Here is a 12980-nt window from a genome sequence, read left to right as displayed (position 1 = left end):
ATTGTCGTGGCTAAAGAAAAATTTGATCGTTCCCTACCGCACGTCAACGTTGGCACCATCGGTCACGTTGACCACGGTAAAACCACTCTGACTGCTGCTCTGACTCGCGTTTGCTCCGAAGTATTCGGTTCCGCAATCGTTGATTTCGATAAAATCGACAGCGCACCAGAAGAAAAAGCTCGTGGTATCACCATCAACACCGCGCACGTCGAGTACAACTCGAAGATTCGTCACTACGCTCACGTTGACTGCCCAGGTCACGCTGACTATGTGAAGAACATGATCACTGGTGCTGCCCAGATGGACGGCGCGATCCTGGTTTGCTCGGCCGCTGATGGTCCGATGCCACAAACCCGTGAGCACATCCTGCTGTCCCGTCAGGTAGGCGTTCCGTACATCGTGGTTTTCCTGAACAAGGCTGACCTGGTAGACGACGCTGAGCTGCTGGAACTGGTTGAGATGGAAGTGCGCGATCTGCTGAGCACTTACGACTTCCCAGGCGACGACACTCCGATCATCATCGGTTCTGCTCGTATGGCGCTGGAAGGCAAAGACGACAACGAAATGGGCACCACTGCCGTTCGTAAACTGGTTGAAACTCTGGACAGCTACATCCCAGAACCAGTTCGTCTGACCGACAAGCCATTCCTGATGCCAATCGAAGACGTATTCTCGATCTCGGGTCGCGGTACTGTTGTGACTGGTCGTATCGAGCGTGGTATCGTTCGCGTTCAAGACCCACTGGAAATCGTTGGTCTGCGTGACACCACCGTTACCACTTGCACCGGTGTTGAAATGTTCCGCAAGCTGCTCGACGAAGGTCGTGCTGGCGAGAACTGCGGCGTACTGCTGCGCGGCACCAAGCGTGATGACGTTGAACGTGGTCAGGTTCTGGTTAAGCCAGGTACCGTTAAGCCGCACACCAAGTTCACCGCAGAAGTTTACGTTCTGAGCAAGGAAGAAGGCGGTCGTCACACTCCGTTCTTCAAAGGCTACCGTCCACAGTTCTACTTCCGTACTACTGACGTGACTGGTAACTGCGAACTGCCAGAAGGCGTTGAAATGGTAATGCCAGGCGATAACATTCAAATGACTGTTACCCTGATCAAAACCATCGCAATGGAAGACGGTCTGCGCTTCGCTATCCGTGAAGGCGGCCGTACCGTTGGTGCTGGCGTTGTAGCTAAAATCATCGAGTAAGCTCTTTTTTGAGTTAGCTTCGAGGTTTTGAAAAAGCCCCCGCTCAGCGGGGGCTTTTTTTATTGGGTTGACACCTATCTGGGGCGTCTATAGAATTGCGCCTCCTTTTAACGGGCGTATTGCGCTCGCTGGGAATAGCAGCCGGAGTCTGAAATCCAATGCAAAATCAGCAAATCCGTATCAGGTTGAAGGCTTTTGACCATCGCCTGATCGACCAATCCACCCAGGAAATCGTGGAAACCGCGAAACGTACTGGTGCTCAAGTGCGTGGTCCAATTCCACTGCCTACCCGTAAAGAGCGGTTCACCGTTCTGGTCTCCCCGCACGTCAACAAAGACGCGCGTGACCAGTACGAGATCCGTACTCATAAGCGCGTACTGGACATCGTCCAGCCAACGGATAAAACCGTTGATGCACTTATGAAGCTTGATCTGGCGGCCGGTGTGGAAGTACAGATCAGCCTCGGCTAAGACTTGGGTCTTAGTCGTGTAACGCTCTGAAATGGGCGGCCATAGCGGGTGAAAGCCCCGTACACTCATGAGGTTTACAACATGACTATTGGTGTAGTCGGTCGTAAATGCGGTATGACCCGTATTTTCACCGAAGAAGGTGTCTCCATTCCGGTCACGGTCATTGAGATCGAACCGAATCGCGTCACCCAGTTCAAAACTGAAGAAACCGATGGCTATCGTGCAGTGCAAGTCACTGTCGGCGAGCGTCGTGCTTCGCGCGTGACTGCTGCTCAAGCAGGTCACTTCGCTAAAGCAAACGTTGCAGCTGGTCGCACTGTTATGGAGTTCCGTCTTGAAGAAGGCGACTACCAGGCTGGCGATCTGATCAACGCTGAAATCTTCGCCGCTGGTCAACTGGTTGATGTAACCGGTCAGTCCAAGGGTAAAGGCTTCCAGGGTACGATCAAGCGTTGGAATTTCCGTGGCCAAGACAACACTCACGGTAACTCCGTTTCCCACCGCGTCCCGGGCTCTATTGGCCAGTGCCAGACTCCTGGTCGTGTATTCAAGGGCAAAAAAATGTCCGGTCATATGGGCGCTGAGCGCGTGACCGTGCAGTCCCTCGAAGTAGTGCGCGTCGACGCTGAACGCAATCTGTTGTTGGTCAAGGGTGCTGTTCCTGGCGCTACTGGCGGCAACCTGGTTGTACGTCCAGCGGCCAAGGCTCGCGGTTAAGGGGAAGCTGACATGCAATTAAATGTAAATGACGCTCAAGCGATCGAAGTTTCCGAACTGACATTTGGCGGCGAATTCAACGAGACGCTCGTTCACCAAGCAGTCGTGGCCTACATGGCCGGCGGCCGTCAAGGTAGCAAGCAGCAAAAGACCCGTTCCGACGTTCGTGGTGGCGGTAAGCGCCCTTGGCGTCAGAAAGGTACTGGCCGTGCTCGTGCCGGTACTATCCGTAGCCCAATCTGGCGCGGCGGCGGTACCACTTTCGCAGCTCGTCCGCAGGATCACACTCAGAAGCTCAACAAGAAGATGTACCGCGCAGCACTGCGCTCCATCCTTGCTGAACTCGTGCGTACTGATCGTCTGGTCGTGGTTCAGGACTTCGCTGTTGAAGCACCGAAAACCAAAGATCTGCTGAACAAGCTGAACGGCATGGGCCTGACTGACGTCTTGATCGTGTCTGAAGCTGTTGATCAGAACCTGTACCTGGCTGCTCGCAACCTGCCACACGTTGATGTACGTGACGTGCAAGGTTCCGATCCAGTTAGTCTGATCGCATACGACAAGGTGTTGATCACCGTGTCGGCCGTGAAGAAATTCGAGGAGCTGCTGGGATGAACCAGGAACGCGTATTTAAAGTTCTGCTTGGCCCGCACGTTTCCGAAAAGGCTACGGTTCTGGCTGACAAGAAAGGCCAGTTCGTTTTCAAGGTTGCAACTGACGCAACCAAGCTGGAAATCAAGAAGGCCGTCGAAAGCCTGTTCAGCGTGAAAGTAGAGCGTGTTACTACCCTGAATGTTCTGGGTAAGAGCAAGCGCACTGCTCGCGGTCTGGGCAAGCGTAATGACTGGAAGAAGGCAGTTATCTCCCTTCAGCCAGGCCAAGATCTCGATTTCAGCAGCAGTGCTGAGTAAGGAAGGGGTGCATCATGGCAATCGTTAAATGCAAACCGACTTCCCCTGGCCGCCGTTTTGTGGTCAAGGTGGTCAACCAGGAGCTGCATAAAGGCGCTCCTCACGCACCGCTGCTCGAGAAGAAATCGAAGACTGGTGGTCGTAACAACAATGGTCGCATTACCACTCGTCACATCGGTGGTGGCCATAAACAGCATTATCGTCTGGTCGACTTCCGTCGCAACGACAAAGATGGCATCGCTGCCACTGTCGAGCGTATCGAATACGATCCAAACCGTACTGCTCACATCGCTCTGCTGCTGTACGCAGATGGCGAGCGTCGCTACATCATCGCCCCTAAAGGCGTGAGTGCTGGTGACCAGCTGATCGCAGGTGCTCTGGCACCGATCAAGCCGGGCAACGCTCTGCAACTGCGTAACATTCCAGTTGGTAGCACCGTACACGGCATCGAATTGAAGCCAGGTAAAGGCGCGCAAATCGCTCGTTCCGCTGGTGCTTCGGCTCAGCTGATCGCTCGTGAAGGTGTCTACGTGACCCTGCGTCTGCGTTCTGGTGAGATGCGTAAAGTGCTGGCTGAATGCCGCGCGACCCTGGGTGAAGTCTCGAACTCCGAGCACAGCCTGCGTTCGCTGGGTAAAGCTGGTGCCAAACGCTGGCGTGGCGTTCGCCCAACCGTTCGTGGTGTTGCCATGAACCCGGTTGACCACCCACACGGTGGTGGTGAAGGTCGTACCTCTGGTGGTCGTCATCCGGTATCGCCATGGGGCTTCCCGACTAAGGGCGCGAAGACTCGTGGTAATAAGCGTACCGACAAAATGATCGTCCGTCGTCGCAAGTAAATAGAGGGATACGACAGTGCCACGTTCTCTGAAAAAAGGTCCTTTTATTGATCTTCACCTACTGAAGAAGATCGAAGTGGCGGCGGAAAAGAACGATCGCAAACCAGTTAAGACCTGGTCGCGTCGTTCGATGATCCTGCCACAAATGGTCGGTCTGACCATCGCAGTACACAACGGTCGTCAACACGTCCCAGTTCTCGTTAACGAAGACATGGTCGGCCACAAACTAGGCGAGTTTGCCGGTACCCGCACTTATCGTGGGCACGTGGCAGACAAGAAAGCCAAGCGTTAAGGGGTAAGGAAATGGAAGTAGCCGCTAAGTTGTCGGGCGCTCGAATCTCCGCCCAGAAAGCCCGCTTGGTCGCCGACCAGATCCGCGGGAAGAAGGTGGGCGAAGCGCTCAACCTGTTGGCTTTCAGCAGTAAGAAAGCCGCCGAGATCATGAAGAAAGTGCTGGAGTCGGCCGTAGCCAACGCCGAGCATAACGAAGGCGCAGACGTTGATGACCTGAAGGTCAGCACCGTTTTCGTCAACGAAGGGCGTTCGCTGAAGCGTATCATGCCGCGTGCCAAAGGCCGTGCTGATCGCATCGTCAAGCGGTCTTGCCATATCACTGTCAAGGTTGCTGACAAGTAACGGAGTCGAAGAGATGGGTCAGAAAGTACATCCCATTGGCATTCGCCTGGGAATCGTCAAGGAGCACACCTCCGTCTGGTACGCAGACGGTCGGACTTATGCGGACTATTTGTTCGCTGATCTGAAGGTGCGTGAGTATCTCCAAGACAAACTAAAAAGCGCGTCCGTAAGCCGTATCGATATCCATCGTCCGGCACAAACTGCACGTATCACCATCCACACCGCTCGTCCAGGTATCGTTATCGGGAAGAAAGGTGAAGATGTTGAGAAACTGCGTCAGGACCTGACCAAGCAAATGGGTGTGCCTGTGCACATCAATATCGAAGAGATCCGCAAGCCGGAGCTCGACGGTATGCTGGTTGCGCAGAGCGTAGCTCAGCAGCTGGAGCGTCGCGTCATGTTCCGTCGCGCTATGAAGCGCGCCGTACAGAACGCCATGCGTATTGGTGCCAAAGGCATCAAAATCCAAGTGAGCGGTCGTCTCGGCGGTGCTGAAATCGCACGTACTGAATGGTATCGCGAAGGTCGTGTGCCACTGCACACCCTGCGTGCCGACATCGACTATGCCAACTACGAAGCTCACACCACTTATGGTGTGATCGGTGTAAAGGTTTGGATCTTCAAAGGCGAAGTAATTGGTGGTCGCCAAGAAGAACTGAAACCACAAGCACCAGCGCCTCGTAAAAAAGCTGCTAAGTAAGGGGTACGCCAAATGTTGCAACCAAAGCGTACGAAGTTCCGCAAGCAGATGACAGGCCACAACCGTGGTCTGGCTCAGCGCGGTAGCAAAGTCAGCTTCGGCGAATTCGCGCTGAAGTCTGTAGCTCGTGGTCGTCTCACCGCTCGTCAGATCGAGTCAGCGCGTCGTGCTCTGACCCGTCACGTAAAACGTGGCGGCAAGATCTGGATCCGTGTATTCCCGGACAAGCCGATCTCCAAAAAGCCCCTCGAAGTTCGGATGGGTAAAGGTAAGGGTAACGTGGAATACTGGGTAGCCCAGATTCAGCCAGGCAAAGTCCTGTATGAAATCGAGGGTGTAACTGAAGAGCTGGCGCGTGAGGCTTTTGCCCTGGCTGCTGCAAAGCTGCCGCTCGCCACCGCCTTTGTTAAACGGACGGTGATGTGATGAAAGCGAATGAACTTCGTGAAAAATCCGCACAGCAGCTGAACGAGCAACTGCTCGGCTTGCTGCGCGACCAGTTCAATCTGCGCATGCAGAAAGCAACTGGCCAGTTGGGGCAGTCTCATCTGCTCTCGCAAGTTAAGCGTGACATCGCTCGCGTGAAGACTGTGCTCAACCAGCAGGCAGGTAAGTGATCATGGCTGAAGCCGAAAAGACTGTCCGTACGCTGACTGGCCGTGTTGTCAGCGACAAGATGGACAAAACCATCACCGTTTTGATCGAGCGTCGCGTTAAGCACCCGATCTACGGTAAATATGTTAAGCGTTCGACTAAGCTGCACGCGCACGACGAAACCAACCAGTGCCACATCGGCGACAAAGTCACTATTCGTGAAACTCGTCCGCTGGCCAAGACCAAGTCTTGGGCACTGGTTGATGTTCTCGAACGCGCTGTGGAAGTCTAAGGACTAGGGGTCGGAGAAATTATATGATTCAGACTCAATCCATGCTCGATGTGGCCGATAACAGCGGCGCTCGCCGTGTTATGTGCATCAAGGTGCTGGGTGGCTCCCATCGTCGTTACGCTGGTATCGGTGACATCATCAAAGTTACCGTGAAGGAAGCAATTCCTCGCGGTAAAGTGAAAAAAGGCCAAGTGATGACTGCTGTTGTAGTCCGCACTCGTCACGGCGTTCGCCGTGCAGATGGCTCCATTATCCGCTTTGATGGCAACGCTGCTGTTCTTCTGAACAACAAGCAAGAGCCGATCGGCACCCGTATCTTTGGGCCAGTGACGCGTGAACTTCGTACTGAGAAGTTCATGAAGATCGTCTCGCTCGCCCCAGAAGTGCTGTAAGGAGATCCGACATGCAAAAGATTCGTCGTGACGACGAGATCATCGTGATCGCCGGCAAAGACAAAGGTAAGCGCGGTAAGGTGCTGAAGGTTCTCGCTGACGACCGTCTGGTCGTCGGTGGTCTGAACCTGGTCAAGCGTCATACCAAGCCTAACCCTATGTCGGGCGTACAAGGCGGTATCGTCGAGAAAGAAGCGCCACTGCACGCTTCTAACGTCGCCATCTTCAACGGCGAAACCAACAAGGCTGACCGCGTTGGTTTCAAAGTAGAAGACGGTAAGAAAATTCGTGTCTTCAAGTCGACCCAAAAAGCGGTTGATGCTTGAACACTGCTAGGTAGATAAGACCATGGCACGACTACAAGAGATTTACCGGAAGGAAATCGCCCCCAAGCTTAAGGAAGAACTTAAGCTCGGGAACGTGATGGAAGTTCCGCGCGTTACCAAAATCACCCTGAACATGGGTCTGGGCGAAGCGATCGGCGACAAAAAAGTCATCGAGCACGCTGTTGCTGACCTGGAAAAGATCACCGGTCAAAAAGTCGTTGTGACTTACGCTCGGAAATCCATCGCTGGCTTTAAAGTCCGTGAAGGTTGGCCGATCGGCGTCAAAGTGACTCTGCGCCGTGAGCGTATGTACGAATTCCTGGATCGTCTGCTGTCGATCTCCCTGCCTCGGGTCCGCGACTTCCGCGGCCTGAATGCCAAGTCCTTCGATGGTCGTGGTAACTACAGCATGGGCGTGAAAGAGCAGATCATCTTCCCGGAAATCGACTACGACAAGATCGATGCTCTCCGCGGTCTGGACATCACCCTGACCACCACTGCCAAGAACGATGATGAAGGTCGCGCCCTGTTGCGTGCTTTCAAATTCCCGTTCCGCAACTGATTGGAGTAGGACCATGGCCAAGATGAGCATGAAAAACCGCGAGCTGAAACGTCAGCTCACGGTTGCCAAGTACGCCAAGAAGCGTGCAGCACTGAAAGCAATCATCGTTGATCTGAACGCAAGTCCAGAAGCACGTTGGGAAGCCACAGTAGCTCTGCAGAAGCAGCCACGTGACGCAAGCGCCTCGCGCATGCGTAACCGCTGCCGCCTGACCGGTCGTCCACACGGCGTTTACCGCAAGTTCGGCCTCGGCCGTAACAAACTGCGTGAAGCGGCAATGCGTGGTGACGTACCAGGTCTGGTTAAAGCCAGCTGGTAAGTACTTTCAAAGTCCGGACGGTCTGAATCGCAAGATACTGACCGCCGGTACCTTGAATCTGGAACAAGCCCCTTTTGGGGCTTGTTTCATTTCCGGAGTGTGTCTAGAATACCCGGCTCGCCTGAGCCCGTGTTTTCTATGCCCGGAGATACTCAGCGACATATGTAGCCGCAAGGCTAATTTTTTTGTATTAGGAGCGTCTAGCCCATGAGTATGCAGGACCCGTTAGCGGACATGCTAACTCGTATCCGTAATGCCCAGATGGCTGAAAAGTCCGTCGTAAGCATGCCATCTTCCACGTTGAAGGTAGCTGTTGCCAAAGTCCTGAAAGACGAAGGCTACATTGCGGGTTATCAGATCAGCAGCGAAATCAAACCACTGCTGTCCATCGAGCTGAAGTACTTCGAAGGCCGTCCGGTCATCGAGGAAGTGAAGCGCGTTAGCCGTCCAGGCCTGCGTCAGTACAAGTCCGTTGAAGATCTGCCGAAAGTTCGTGGCGGTCTTGGCGTGTCTATCGTCTCCACCAACAAAGGTGTGATGACGGATCGTGCTGCGCGCGCTGCCGGTGTCGGCGGCGAAGTTCTTTGCACTGTGTTCTAAGGGGGGATAAGCATGTCTCGCGTCGCTAAGAACCCCGTTAAGCTGCCAGCCGGTGTCGAAGTAAAATTCGCAGGCCAACAGCTTTCGGTGAAGGGTGCCAAGGGTACTCTTGAACTGAACATCCATTCGTCCGTTGAGATCGTTGAAGAAGCTGGTGAGCTGCGTTTCGCTGCTCGCAATGGCGATCAACAAACTCGCGCAATGGCCGGTACCACGCGTGCGTTGGTAAACAACATGGTCCAAGGCGTAAGCCAAGGCTTCGAGCGTAAGCTCCAGCTGGTCGGTGTTGGTTACAAAGCGCAAGCAAAAGGCACGGTTTTGAACCTGGCCCTTGGCTTCTCGCACCCAGTGGATTACGAACTGCCGGAAGGCATCACCGCTGAGACCCCTAGCCAAACCGATATCCTGATCAAGGGCATCGATAAGCAGCTGGTAGGTCAGGTGGCCGCTGAGATCCGCGACTTCCGTCCACCAGAGCCGTACAAAGGCAAAGGTGTGCGCTACGCGGACGAAGTCGTCCGTCGTAAAGAAGCCAAGAAGAAGTAGGGCATAGCAAATGACCGACAAAAAAGTTACTCGACTGCGTCGCGCTCGCAAAGCACGCCTGAAAATGCACGAACTCGAAGTCGTGCGTCTCTGCGTGTTCCGCTCGTCGCAGCACATCTACGCCCAGGTCATCTCGGCCGACGGCAACAAAGTCCTGGCAAGCGCCTCGACTTTGGATAAAGAACTGCGTGATGGTGCCACCGGCAACATCGACGCGGCCACTAAGGTTGGCCAGCTGGTCGCTACGCGTGCTAAAGCCGCTGGCGTCTCGCAGGTGGCTTTCGACCGCTCTGGCTTCAAGTATCACGGTCGCGTCAAGGCGCTGGCTGATGCTGCTCGTGAAGCTGGGCTGGAGTTCTAAGTTATGTCAAATAACGACCAAAAGCGCGACGAAGGCTACATTGAGAAGCTGGTTCAAGTTAACCGCGTAGCCAAAACCGTTAAAGGCGGCCGTATCTTCACTTTCACCGCGTTGACCGTGGTGGGTGATGGTAAAGGGCGCGTTGGCTTCGGCCGTGGCAAGTCACGTGAAGTGCCTGCTGCGATCCAGAAGGCAATGGAAGCTGCTCGTCGCAACATGATCCAAGTTGATCTGAACGGCACCACTCTGCAGTACGCAATGAAGTCCGCCCATGGCGCTTCGAAGGTGTACATGCAGCCTGCTTCTGAAGGTACCGGTATCATCGCTGGCGGCGCTATGCGTGCTGTCCTCGAAGTTGCTGGCGTTCAGAACGTTCTGGCCAAGTGCTACGGCTCGACTAACCCAGTAAACGTGGTTCACGCCACTTTCAAGGGTTTGAAAGCAATGCAGTCTCCTGAATCCATTGCCGCCAAGCGTGGCAAAAGCGTCAAGGAGATCTTCTGATCATGGCTACCGTTAAAGTAACGCTGATCAAAAGCATGACCGGCCGCATCCCTAACCACAAATTGTGCGTTAAGGGTTTGGGTCTGCGTCGCATCGGTCACACTGTAGAAGTCCAGGATACTCCCGAGAATCGCGGGATGATCAACAAGGCTTACTACATGCTGCGTGTCGAGGGTTAATCGATGAAACTCAATGATCTGAGTCCAGCGCCGGGTTCCCGTCGCGAAAAGCATCGTCCGGGCCGTGGTATCGGTAGCGGTTTGGGTAAGACTGGTGGCCGTGGCCACAAAGGTCAAACCTCCCGCTCCGGTGGCACCATTGCTCCAGGCTTTGAAGGCGGTCAACAGCCGCTGCATCGTCGCCTGCCTAAGTTCGGTTTCGTATCCCTGAAAGCCATGGACCGCGCAGAAGTGCGTCTGTCCGAGCTGGCTAAAGTGGAAGGCGACATCGTTACTGTGCAGACCCTGAAAGATGCCAACGTGATCAACGTCAACGTACAGCGTGTGAAAATCATGCTGTCCGGTGAAGTGGCTCGCGCTGTCACTATCGGCAAGGGAATCGGCGCCACCAAAGGTGCGCGTTCGGCTATCGAAGCAGCTGGCGGCAAGTTCGAGGAATAAATGGCTAAGCAAGGTGCTCTCTCAGCGCTCGGCAAAGGCGGTATGTCTGAACTTTGGGCTCGTCTGCGTTTTCTGTTCCTGGCGATTATCGTCTACCGAATAGGCGCACACATCCCGGTTCCAGGTATCAACCCGGACCGACTCGCAGACCTGTTTCGACAGAATGAGGGGACCATTCTTAGCTTGTTCAACATGTTTTCCGGCGGCGCGCTGGAACGGATGAGCATCTTTGCACTGGGGATCATGCCGTACATTTCGGCATCGATCATCATGCAACTGATGACCGCCGTCAGCCCGCAGCTGGAGCAGTTGAAGAAGGAAGGTGAAGCTGGCCGTCGCAAGATTAGCCAGTACACCCGCTACGGCACTGTCATCCTCGCCCTGGTTCAAGCTATCGGCATGTCCGTTGGCCTGGCGGGGCAGGGTGTTGCGTTCACTGGTGACTTTGGCTTCCATTTCGTCGCGGTATCCACGTTTGTGGCTGGTGCGATGTTCATGATGTGGCTGGGTGAGCAGATTACTGAGCGTGGTGTTGGTAACGGTATCTCGATGTTGATTTTCGCAGGTATCGTCGCCGGTCTTCCGAGAGCGATCGGGCAGTCTTTCGAGTCTGCACGTCAGGGTGATATCAACATTTTCGCCCTGGTCGCCATCGGTTTGCTGGCAGTAGCGATTATCGGTTTTGTGGTGTTCATTGAGCGTGGCCAGCGTCGTATTGCTGTTCACTACGCCAAGCGTCAGCAGGGCCGCAAGGTCTTTGCCGCGCAGACCAGCCACTTGCCGCTGAAAGTGAATATGGCCGGTGTTATTCCGGCGATTTTCGCGAGCAGCATCTTGCTGTTTCCGGCTTCGTTGGGTACCTGGTTTGGTCAGTCTGAAAACATGGGCTGGCTGCAGGACCTCTCTCAGTCGATCGCTCCTGGTCAGCCGTTGAATATTCTGCTGTTTAGTGCAGGGATTATTTTCTTCTGCTTCTTCTATACGGCGTTGATGTTCAATCCGAAAGACGTAGCGGAAAACCTGAAGAAGTCCGGTGCCTTTATTCCGGGCATCCGTCCAGGTGAGCAGTCTGCACGCTACATTGATGGCGTTCTGACTCGTTTGACCCTGTTCGGTGCTCTATATATGACGGCCGTGTGCTTGTTGCCCCAGTTCCTGGTGGTTGCAGCAAACGTTCCGTTCTACCTTGGCGGGACCTCGTTGCTGATCGTGGTCGTGGTTGTGATGGACTTCATGTCCCAAGTACAATCGCACCTCGTTTCGCACCAGTACGAATCCCTGATGAAGAAAGCCAACCTGAAGGGTTACGGCAGCGGCATGTTGCGCTGAGTACCCATAAGGTTCGAGGAGTTGGTGATGAAAGTTCGTGCATCGGTGAAAAAGCTGTGCCGTAACTGCAAGATTATTCGCCGCGAAGGTGTTGTTCGAGTAATTTGCAGCGCGGAACCGCGTCACAAACAGCGCCAAGGCTGAGTGTGATCCGCTTGAAGCCCGGCAGCTAGTGCGCTGCCGGGTTGATTATTTGTTATTACAGCGATATTATCTCGCGCCCTATTTCTTGGCTTCCGGGGCGTAGGTAGCTGTCAATTGGAGTCCCACTGAATGGCCCGTATTGCAGGCGTTAACATTCCAGATAACAAGCACACTGTTATCTCGCTGACCTACATCTATGGTGTTGGTCGCACTACTGCGCAGAAAATTTGCGCGGTCGCTGGGGTAAACCCAGCCGCTAAGATCAAGGATCTGAGCGACGAGCAGGTTGAATTGCTGCGTGGCGAAGTGGCGAAGTTCACCACTGAAGGTGACCTGCGTCGCGAAATCAACATGAAAATCAAGCGTTTGATGGACCTCGGTTGCTATCGCGGTCTGCGTCATCGTCGTGGTCTTCCAGTACGCGGTCAGCGTACCAAGACTAACGCGCGTACCCGTAAAGGTCCGCGTAAGCCGATCCGCAAGTAATCGCCCCCGCGAATCGACAGGAAAATTATCATGGCAAAACCTGCTGCTCGTCCTCGTAAAAAAGTTAAAAAGACAGTGGTTGATGGCATCGCCCACATCCATGCTTCTTTTAACAACACCATCGTGACCATCACCGACCGTCAAGGTAACGCGCTTTCTTGGGCTACCTCCGGTGGTTCGGGTTTCCGCGGTTCCCGCAAGTCCACCCCGTTCGCTGCTCAAGTAGCTGCTGAACGTGCTGGTCAAGCTGCGCTGGAATACGGCCTGAAAAACCTCGACGTTAACGTCAAAGGTCCAGGTCCAGGTCGTGAGTCCGCTGTCCGTGCTTTGAACGGCTGTGGCTATAAGATCGCCAGCATCACCGACGTGACGCCAATCCCGCACAACGGGTGCCGTCCGCCGAAGAAGCGCCGCGTGTAATCCAGGAGATTG

The 12980-nt window shown here is 54.4% G+C and carries 26 protein-coding genes; all 26 read left to right on the top strand.

Features of this window, described 5'->3' with window-relative positions; genetic code table 11:
- Positions 1-6: 6 nt before the first annotated feature.
- The 26 genes from tuf (at position 7) to rpsK (ending at position 12968) form a co-directional block, all read left to right on the top strand.
- Positions 7-1200 (top strand): elongation factor Tu, encoded by a 1194-nt coding sequence (gene tuf / locus C8K66_RS18295; protein WP_017848801.1) that lies wholly within the window; start codon positions 7-9, stop codon positions 1198-1200.
- A 158-nt stretch (positions 1201-1358) separates the two neighbouring features.
- A complete protein-coding gene (rpsJ, locus tag C8K66_RS18290; RefSeq protein WP_003186070.1) occupies positions 1359-1670 on the top strand; it encodes a 30S ribosomal protein S10 in 312 nt (103 codons plus the stop codon).
- Positions 1671-1751: 81 nt separating this feature from the next.
- On the top strand, positions 1752-2387 hold the full coding sequence (gene rplC / locus C8K66_RS18285; protein WP_007253310.1) for a 50S ribosomal protein L3: 636 nt from the start codon (positions 1752-1754) through the stop codon (positions 2385-2387).
- 12 nt (positions 2388-2399) lie between these two features.
- Positions 2400-3002, top strand: a complete 603-nt coding sequence (gene rplD, locus C8K66_RS18280; RefSeq protein WP_003210082.1) for a 50S ribosomal protein L4 — start codon at positions 2400-2402, stop codon at positions 3000-3002.
- A complete protein-coding gene (gene rplW / locus C8K66_RS18275; protein ID WP_002555488.1) occupies positions 2999-3298 on the top strand; it encodes a 50S ribosomal protein L23 in 300 nt (99 codons plus the stop codon). Before rplD ends, rplW begins: the two co-directional genes overlap by 4 nt.
- A 14-nt stretch (positions 3299-3312) precedes the next feature.
- Positions 3313-4137 carry a 50S ribosomal protein L2 gene (gene rplB / locus C8K66_RS18270; protein WP_003210080.1) on the top strand — a complete coding sequence of 275 codons (825 nt, stop codon included), beginning with the start codon at positions 3313-3315 and terminating at the stop codon, positions 4135-4137.
- A gap of 16 nt (positions 4138-4153) precedes the next feature.
- Positions 4154-4429, top strand: a complete 276-nt coding sequence (gene rpsS, locus C8K66_RS18265; protein ID WP_002555486.1) for a 30S ribosomal protein S19 — start codon at positions 4154-4156, stop codon at positions 4427-4429.
- An 11-nt stretch (positions 4430-4440) separates the two neighbouring features.
- Entirely contained in the window at positions 4441-4773 is a 333-nt protein-coding gene (rplV, locus tag C8K66_RS18260) for a 50S ribosomal protein L22 (RefSeq protein WP_003103908.1), read from the top strand.
- 13 nt (positions 4774-4786) lie between these two features.
- The gene (gene rpsC / locus C8K66_RS18255; protein WP_003176422.1) at positions 4787-5473 is read left to right on the top strand and encodes a 30S ribosomal protein S3; all 687 of its coding nucleotides are present in this window, start codon (positions 4787-4789) and stop codon (positions 5471-5473) included.
- 12 nt (positions 5474-5485) lie between these two features.
- Complete coding sequence (gene rplP / locus C8K66_RS18250; protein ID WP_003232424.1) at positions 5486-5899, top strand: 50S ribosomal protein L16; 414 nt, start codon at positions 5486-5488, stop codon at positions 5897-5899.
- A complete protein-coding gene (gene rpmC / locus C8K66_RS18245; protein ID WP_002555481.1) occupies positions 5899-6090 on the top strand; it encodes a 50S ribosomal protein L29 in 192 nt (63 codons plus the stop codon). The genes rplP and rpmC overlap by 1 nt, the downstream gene beginning before the upstream one ends.
- Before the next feature lie 2 nt (positions 6091-6092).
- Positions 6093-6359 carry a 30S ribosomal protein S17 gene (rpsQ, locus tag C8K66_RS18240; protein ID WP_003176419.1) on the top strand — a complete coding sequence of 89 codons (267 nt, stop codon included), beginning with the start codon at positions 6093-6095 and terminating at the stop codon, positions 6357-6359.
- Positions 6360-6382: 23 nt separating this feature from the next.
- Positions 6383-6751 (top strand): 50S ribosomal protein L14, encoded by a 369-nt coding sequence (rplN, locus tag C8K66_RS18235; RefSeq protein ID WP_002555479.1) that lies wholly within the window; start codon positions 6383-6385, stop codon positions 6749-6751.
- Between the two features lie 11 nt (positions 6752-6762).
- Entirely contained in the window at positions 6763-7077 is a 315-nt protein-coding gene (gene rplX / locus C8K66_RS18230) for a 50S ribosomal protein L24 (protein ID WP_007896770.1), read from the top strand.
- Between the two features lie 22 nt (positions 7078-7099).
- Positions 7100-7639 carry a 50S ribosomal protein L5 gene (gene rplE / locus C8K66_RS18225; RefSeq protein WP_003194642.1) on the top strand — a complete coding sequence of 180 codons (540 nt, stop codon included), beginning with the start codon at positions 7100-7102 and terminating at the stop codon, positions 7637-7639.
- Between the two features lie 13 nt (positions 7640-7652).
- A complete protein-coding gene (rpsN, locus tag C8K66_RS18220) occupies positions 7653-7958 on the top strand; it encodes a 30S ribosomal protein S14 (RefSeq protein WP_003176414.1) in 306 nt (101 codons plus the stop codon).
- A 207-nt stretch (positions 7959-8165) separates the two neighbouring features.
- Positions 8166-8558, top strand: coding sequence for a 30S ribosomal protein S8 (gene rpsH / locus C8K66_RS18215; RefSeq protein ID WP_017848802.1), 393 nt, complete (start codon positions 8166-8168; stop codon positions 8556-8558).
- Between the two features lie 12 nt (positions 8559-8570).
- Complete coding sequence (rplF, locus tag C8K66_RS18210) at positions 8571-9104, top strand: 50S ribosomal protein L6 (RefSeq protein ID WP_003176412.1); 534 nt, start codon at positions 8571-8573, stop codon at positions 9102-9104.
- 10 nt (positions 9105-9114) lie between these two features.
- The gene (rplR, locus tag C8K66_RS18205) at positions 9115-9465 is read left to right on the top strand and encodes a 50S ribosomal protein L18 (protein WP_003186037.1); all 351 of its coding nucleotides are present in this window, start codon (positions 9115-9117) and stop codon (positions 9463-9465) included.
- A gap of 3 nt (positions 9466-9468) precedes the next feature.
- Positions 9469-9969 carry a 30S ribosomal protein S5 gene (gene rpsE / locus C8K66_RS18200; protein ID WP_003186035.1) on the top strand — a complete coding sequence of 167 codons (501 nt, stop codon included), beginning with the start codon at positions 9469-9471 and terminating at the stop codon, positions 9967-9969.
- Between the two features lie 2 nt (positions 9970-9971).
- A complete protein-coding gene (gene rpmD / locus C8K66_RS18195) occupies positions 9972-10148 on the top strand; it encodes a 50S ribosomal protein L30 (protein WP_003176408.1) in 177 nt (58 codons plus the stop codon).
- Positions 10149-10151: 3 nt separating this feature from the next.
- A complete protein-coding gene (rplO, locus tag C8K66_RS18190; RefSeq protein ID WP_108525569.1) occupies positions 10152-10589 on the top strand; it encodes a 50S ribosomal protein L15 in 438 nt (145 codons plus the stop codon).
- On the top strand, positions 10590-11918 hold the full coding sequence (gene secY / locus C8K66_RS18185; protein WP_003176406.1) for a preprotein translocase subunit SecY: 1329 nt from the start codon (positions 10590-10592) through the stop codon (positions 11916-11918).
- A 27-nt stretch (positions 11919-11945) separates the two neighbouring features.
- On the top strand, positions 11946-12062 hold the full coding sequence (gene rpmJ, locus C8K66_RS18180; RefSeq protein ID WP_002555468.1) for a 50S ribosomal protein L36: 117 nt from the start codon (positions 11946-11948) through the stop codon (positions 12060-12062).
- Positions 12063-12191: 129 nt separating this feature from the next.
- Positions 12192-12548 carry a 30S ribosomal protein S13 gene (gene rpsM / locus C8K66_RS18175; protein WP_017848803.1) on the top strand — a complete coding sequence of 119 codons (357 nt, stop codon included), beginning with the start codon at positions 12192-12194 and terminating at the stop codon, positions 12546-12548.
- 30 nt (positions 12549-12578) lie between these two features.
- Complete coding sequence (gene rpsK, locus C8K66_RS18170; protein ID WP_002555466.1) at positions 12579-12968, top strand: 30S ribosomal protein S11; 390 nt, start codon at positions 12579-12581, stop codon at positions 12966-12968.
- Positions 12969-12980 lie beyond the last annotated feature (12 nt).

Origin of the sequence: Pseudomonas sp. GV105, from assembly GCF_003058185.1 — a bacterium.
Lineage (GTDB): Bacteria > Pseudomonadota > Gammaproteobacteria > Pseudomonadales > Pseudomonadaceae > Aquipseudomonas > Aquipseudomonas veronii.
Note: the sequence above shows the minus strand (reverse complement) of the source record. Positions and strands in the feature narration are given on the sequence as shown.

What these genes read in the sequence shown, in the direction of transcription:
- rplN (WP_002555479.1), top strand. Translation starts at nt 6,383, where the DNA reads ATGATTCAGACTCAATCCATGCTCGATGTGGCCGATAACAGCGGCGCT.
- rpsC (WP_003176422.1), top strand. Translation starts at nt 4,787, where the DNA reads ATGGGTCAGAAAGTACATCCCATTGGCATTCGCCTGGGAATCGTCAAG.
- rplP (WP_003232424.1), top strand. Translation starts at nt 5,486, where the DNA reads ATGTTGCAACCAAAGCGTACGAAGTTCCGCAAGCAGATGACAGGCCAC.
- rplO (WP_108525569.1), top strand. Translation starts at nt 10,152, where the DNA reads ATGAAACTCAATGATCTGAGTCCAGCGCCGGGTTCCCGTCGCGAAAAG.
- rpmC (WP_002555481.1), top strand. Translation starts at nt 5,899, where the DNA reads ATGAAAGCGAATGAACTTCGTGAAAAATCCGCACAGCAGCTGAACGAG.
- rplR (WP_003186037.1), top strand. Translation starts at nt 9,115, where the DNA reads ATGACCGACAAAAAAGTTACTCGACTGCGTCGCGCTCGCAAAGCACGC.
- rplX (WP_007896770.1), top strand. Translation starts at nt 6,763, where the DNA reads ATGCAAAAGATTCGTCGTGACGACGAGATCATCGTGATCGCCGGCAAA.
- rplB (WP_003210080.1), top strand. Translation starts at nt 3,313, where the DNA reads ATGGCAATCGTTAAATGCAAACCGACTTCCCCTGGCCGCCGTTTTGTG.
- rpsN (WP_003176414.1), top strand. Translation starts at nt 7,653, where the DNA reads ATGGCCAAGATGAGCATGAAAAACCGCGAGCTGAAACGTCAGCTCACG.
- rpmJ (WP_002555468.1), top strand. Translation starts at nt 11,946, where the DNA reads ATGAAAGTTCGTGCATCGGTGAAAAAGCTGTGCCGTAACTGCAAGATT.
- secY (WP_003176406.1), top strand. Translation starts at nt 10,590, where the DNA reads ATGGCTAAGCAAGGTGCTCTCTCAGCGCTCGGCAAAGGCGGTATGTCT.
- rpsK (WP_002555466.1), top strand. Translation starts at nt 12,579, where the DNA reads ATGGCAAAACCTGCTGCTCGTCCTCGTAAAAAAGTTAAAAAGACAGTG.
- rplV (WP_003103908.1), top strand. Translation starts at nt 4,441, where the DNA reads ATGGAAGTAGCCGCTAAGTTGTCGGGCGCTCGAATCTCCGCCCAGAAA.
- rplF (WP_003176412.1), top strand. Translation starts at nt 8,571, where the DNA reads ATGTCTCGCGTCGCTAAGAACCCCGTTAAGCTGCCAGCCGGTGTCGAA.
- rplC (WP_007253310.1), top strand. Translation starts at nt 1,752, where the DNA reads ATGACTATTGGTGTAGTCGGTCGTAAATGCGGTATGACCCGTATTTTC.
- rplE (WP_003194642.1), top strand. Translation starts at nt 7,100, where the DNA reads ATGGCACGACTACAAGAGATTTACCGGAAGGAAATCGCCCCCAAGCTT.
- rpmD (WP_003176408.1), top strand. Translation starts at nt 9,972, where the DNA reads ATGGCTACCGTTAAAGTAACGCTGATCAAAAGCATGACCGGCCGCATC.
- rpsQ (WP_003176419.1), top strand. Translation starts at nt 6,093, where the DNA reads ATGGCTGAAGCCGAAAAGACTGTCCGTACGCTGACTGGCCGTGTTGTC.
- rpsJ (WP_003186070.1), top strand. Translation starts at nt 1,359, where the DNA reads ATGCAAAATCAGCAAATCCGTATCAGGTTGAAGGCTTTTGACCATCGC.
- rplW (WP_002555488.1), top strand. Translation starts at nt 2,999, where the DNA reads ATGAACCAGGAACGCGTATTTAAAGTTCTGCTTGGCCCGCACGTTTCC.
- rpsM (WP_017848803.1), top strand. Translation starts at nt 12,192, where the DNA reads ATGGCCCGTATTGCAGGCGTTAACATTCCAGATAACAAGCACACTGTT.
- rplD (WP_003210082.1), top strand. Translation starts at nt 2,400, where the DNA reads ATGCAATTAAATGTAAATGACGCTCAAGCGATCGAAGTTTCCGAACTG.
- rpsE (WP_003186035.1), top strand. Translation starts at nt 9,469, where the DNA reads ATGTCAAATAACGACCAAAAGCGCGACGAAGGCTACATTGAGAAGCTG.
- rpsH (WP_017848802.1), top strand. Translation starts at nt 8,166, where the DNA reads ATGAGTATGCAGGACCCGTTAGCGGACATGCTAACTCGTATCCGTAAT.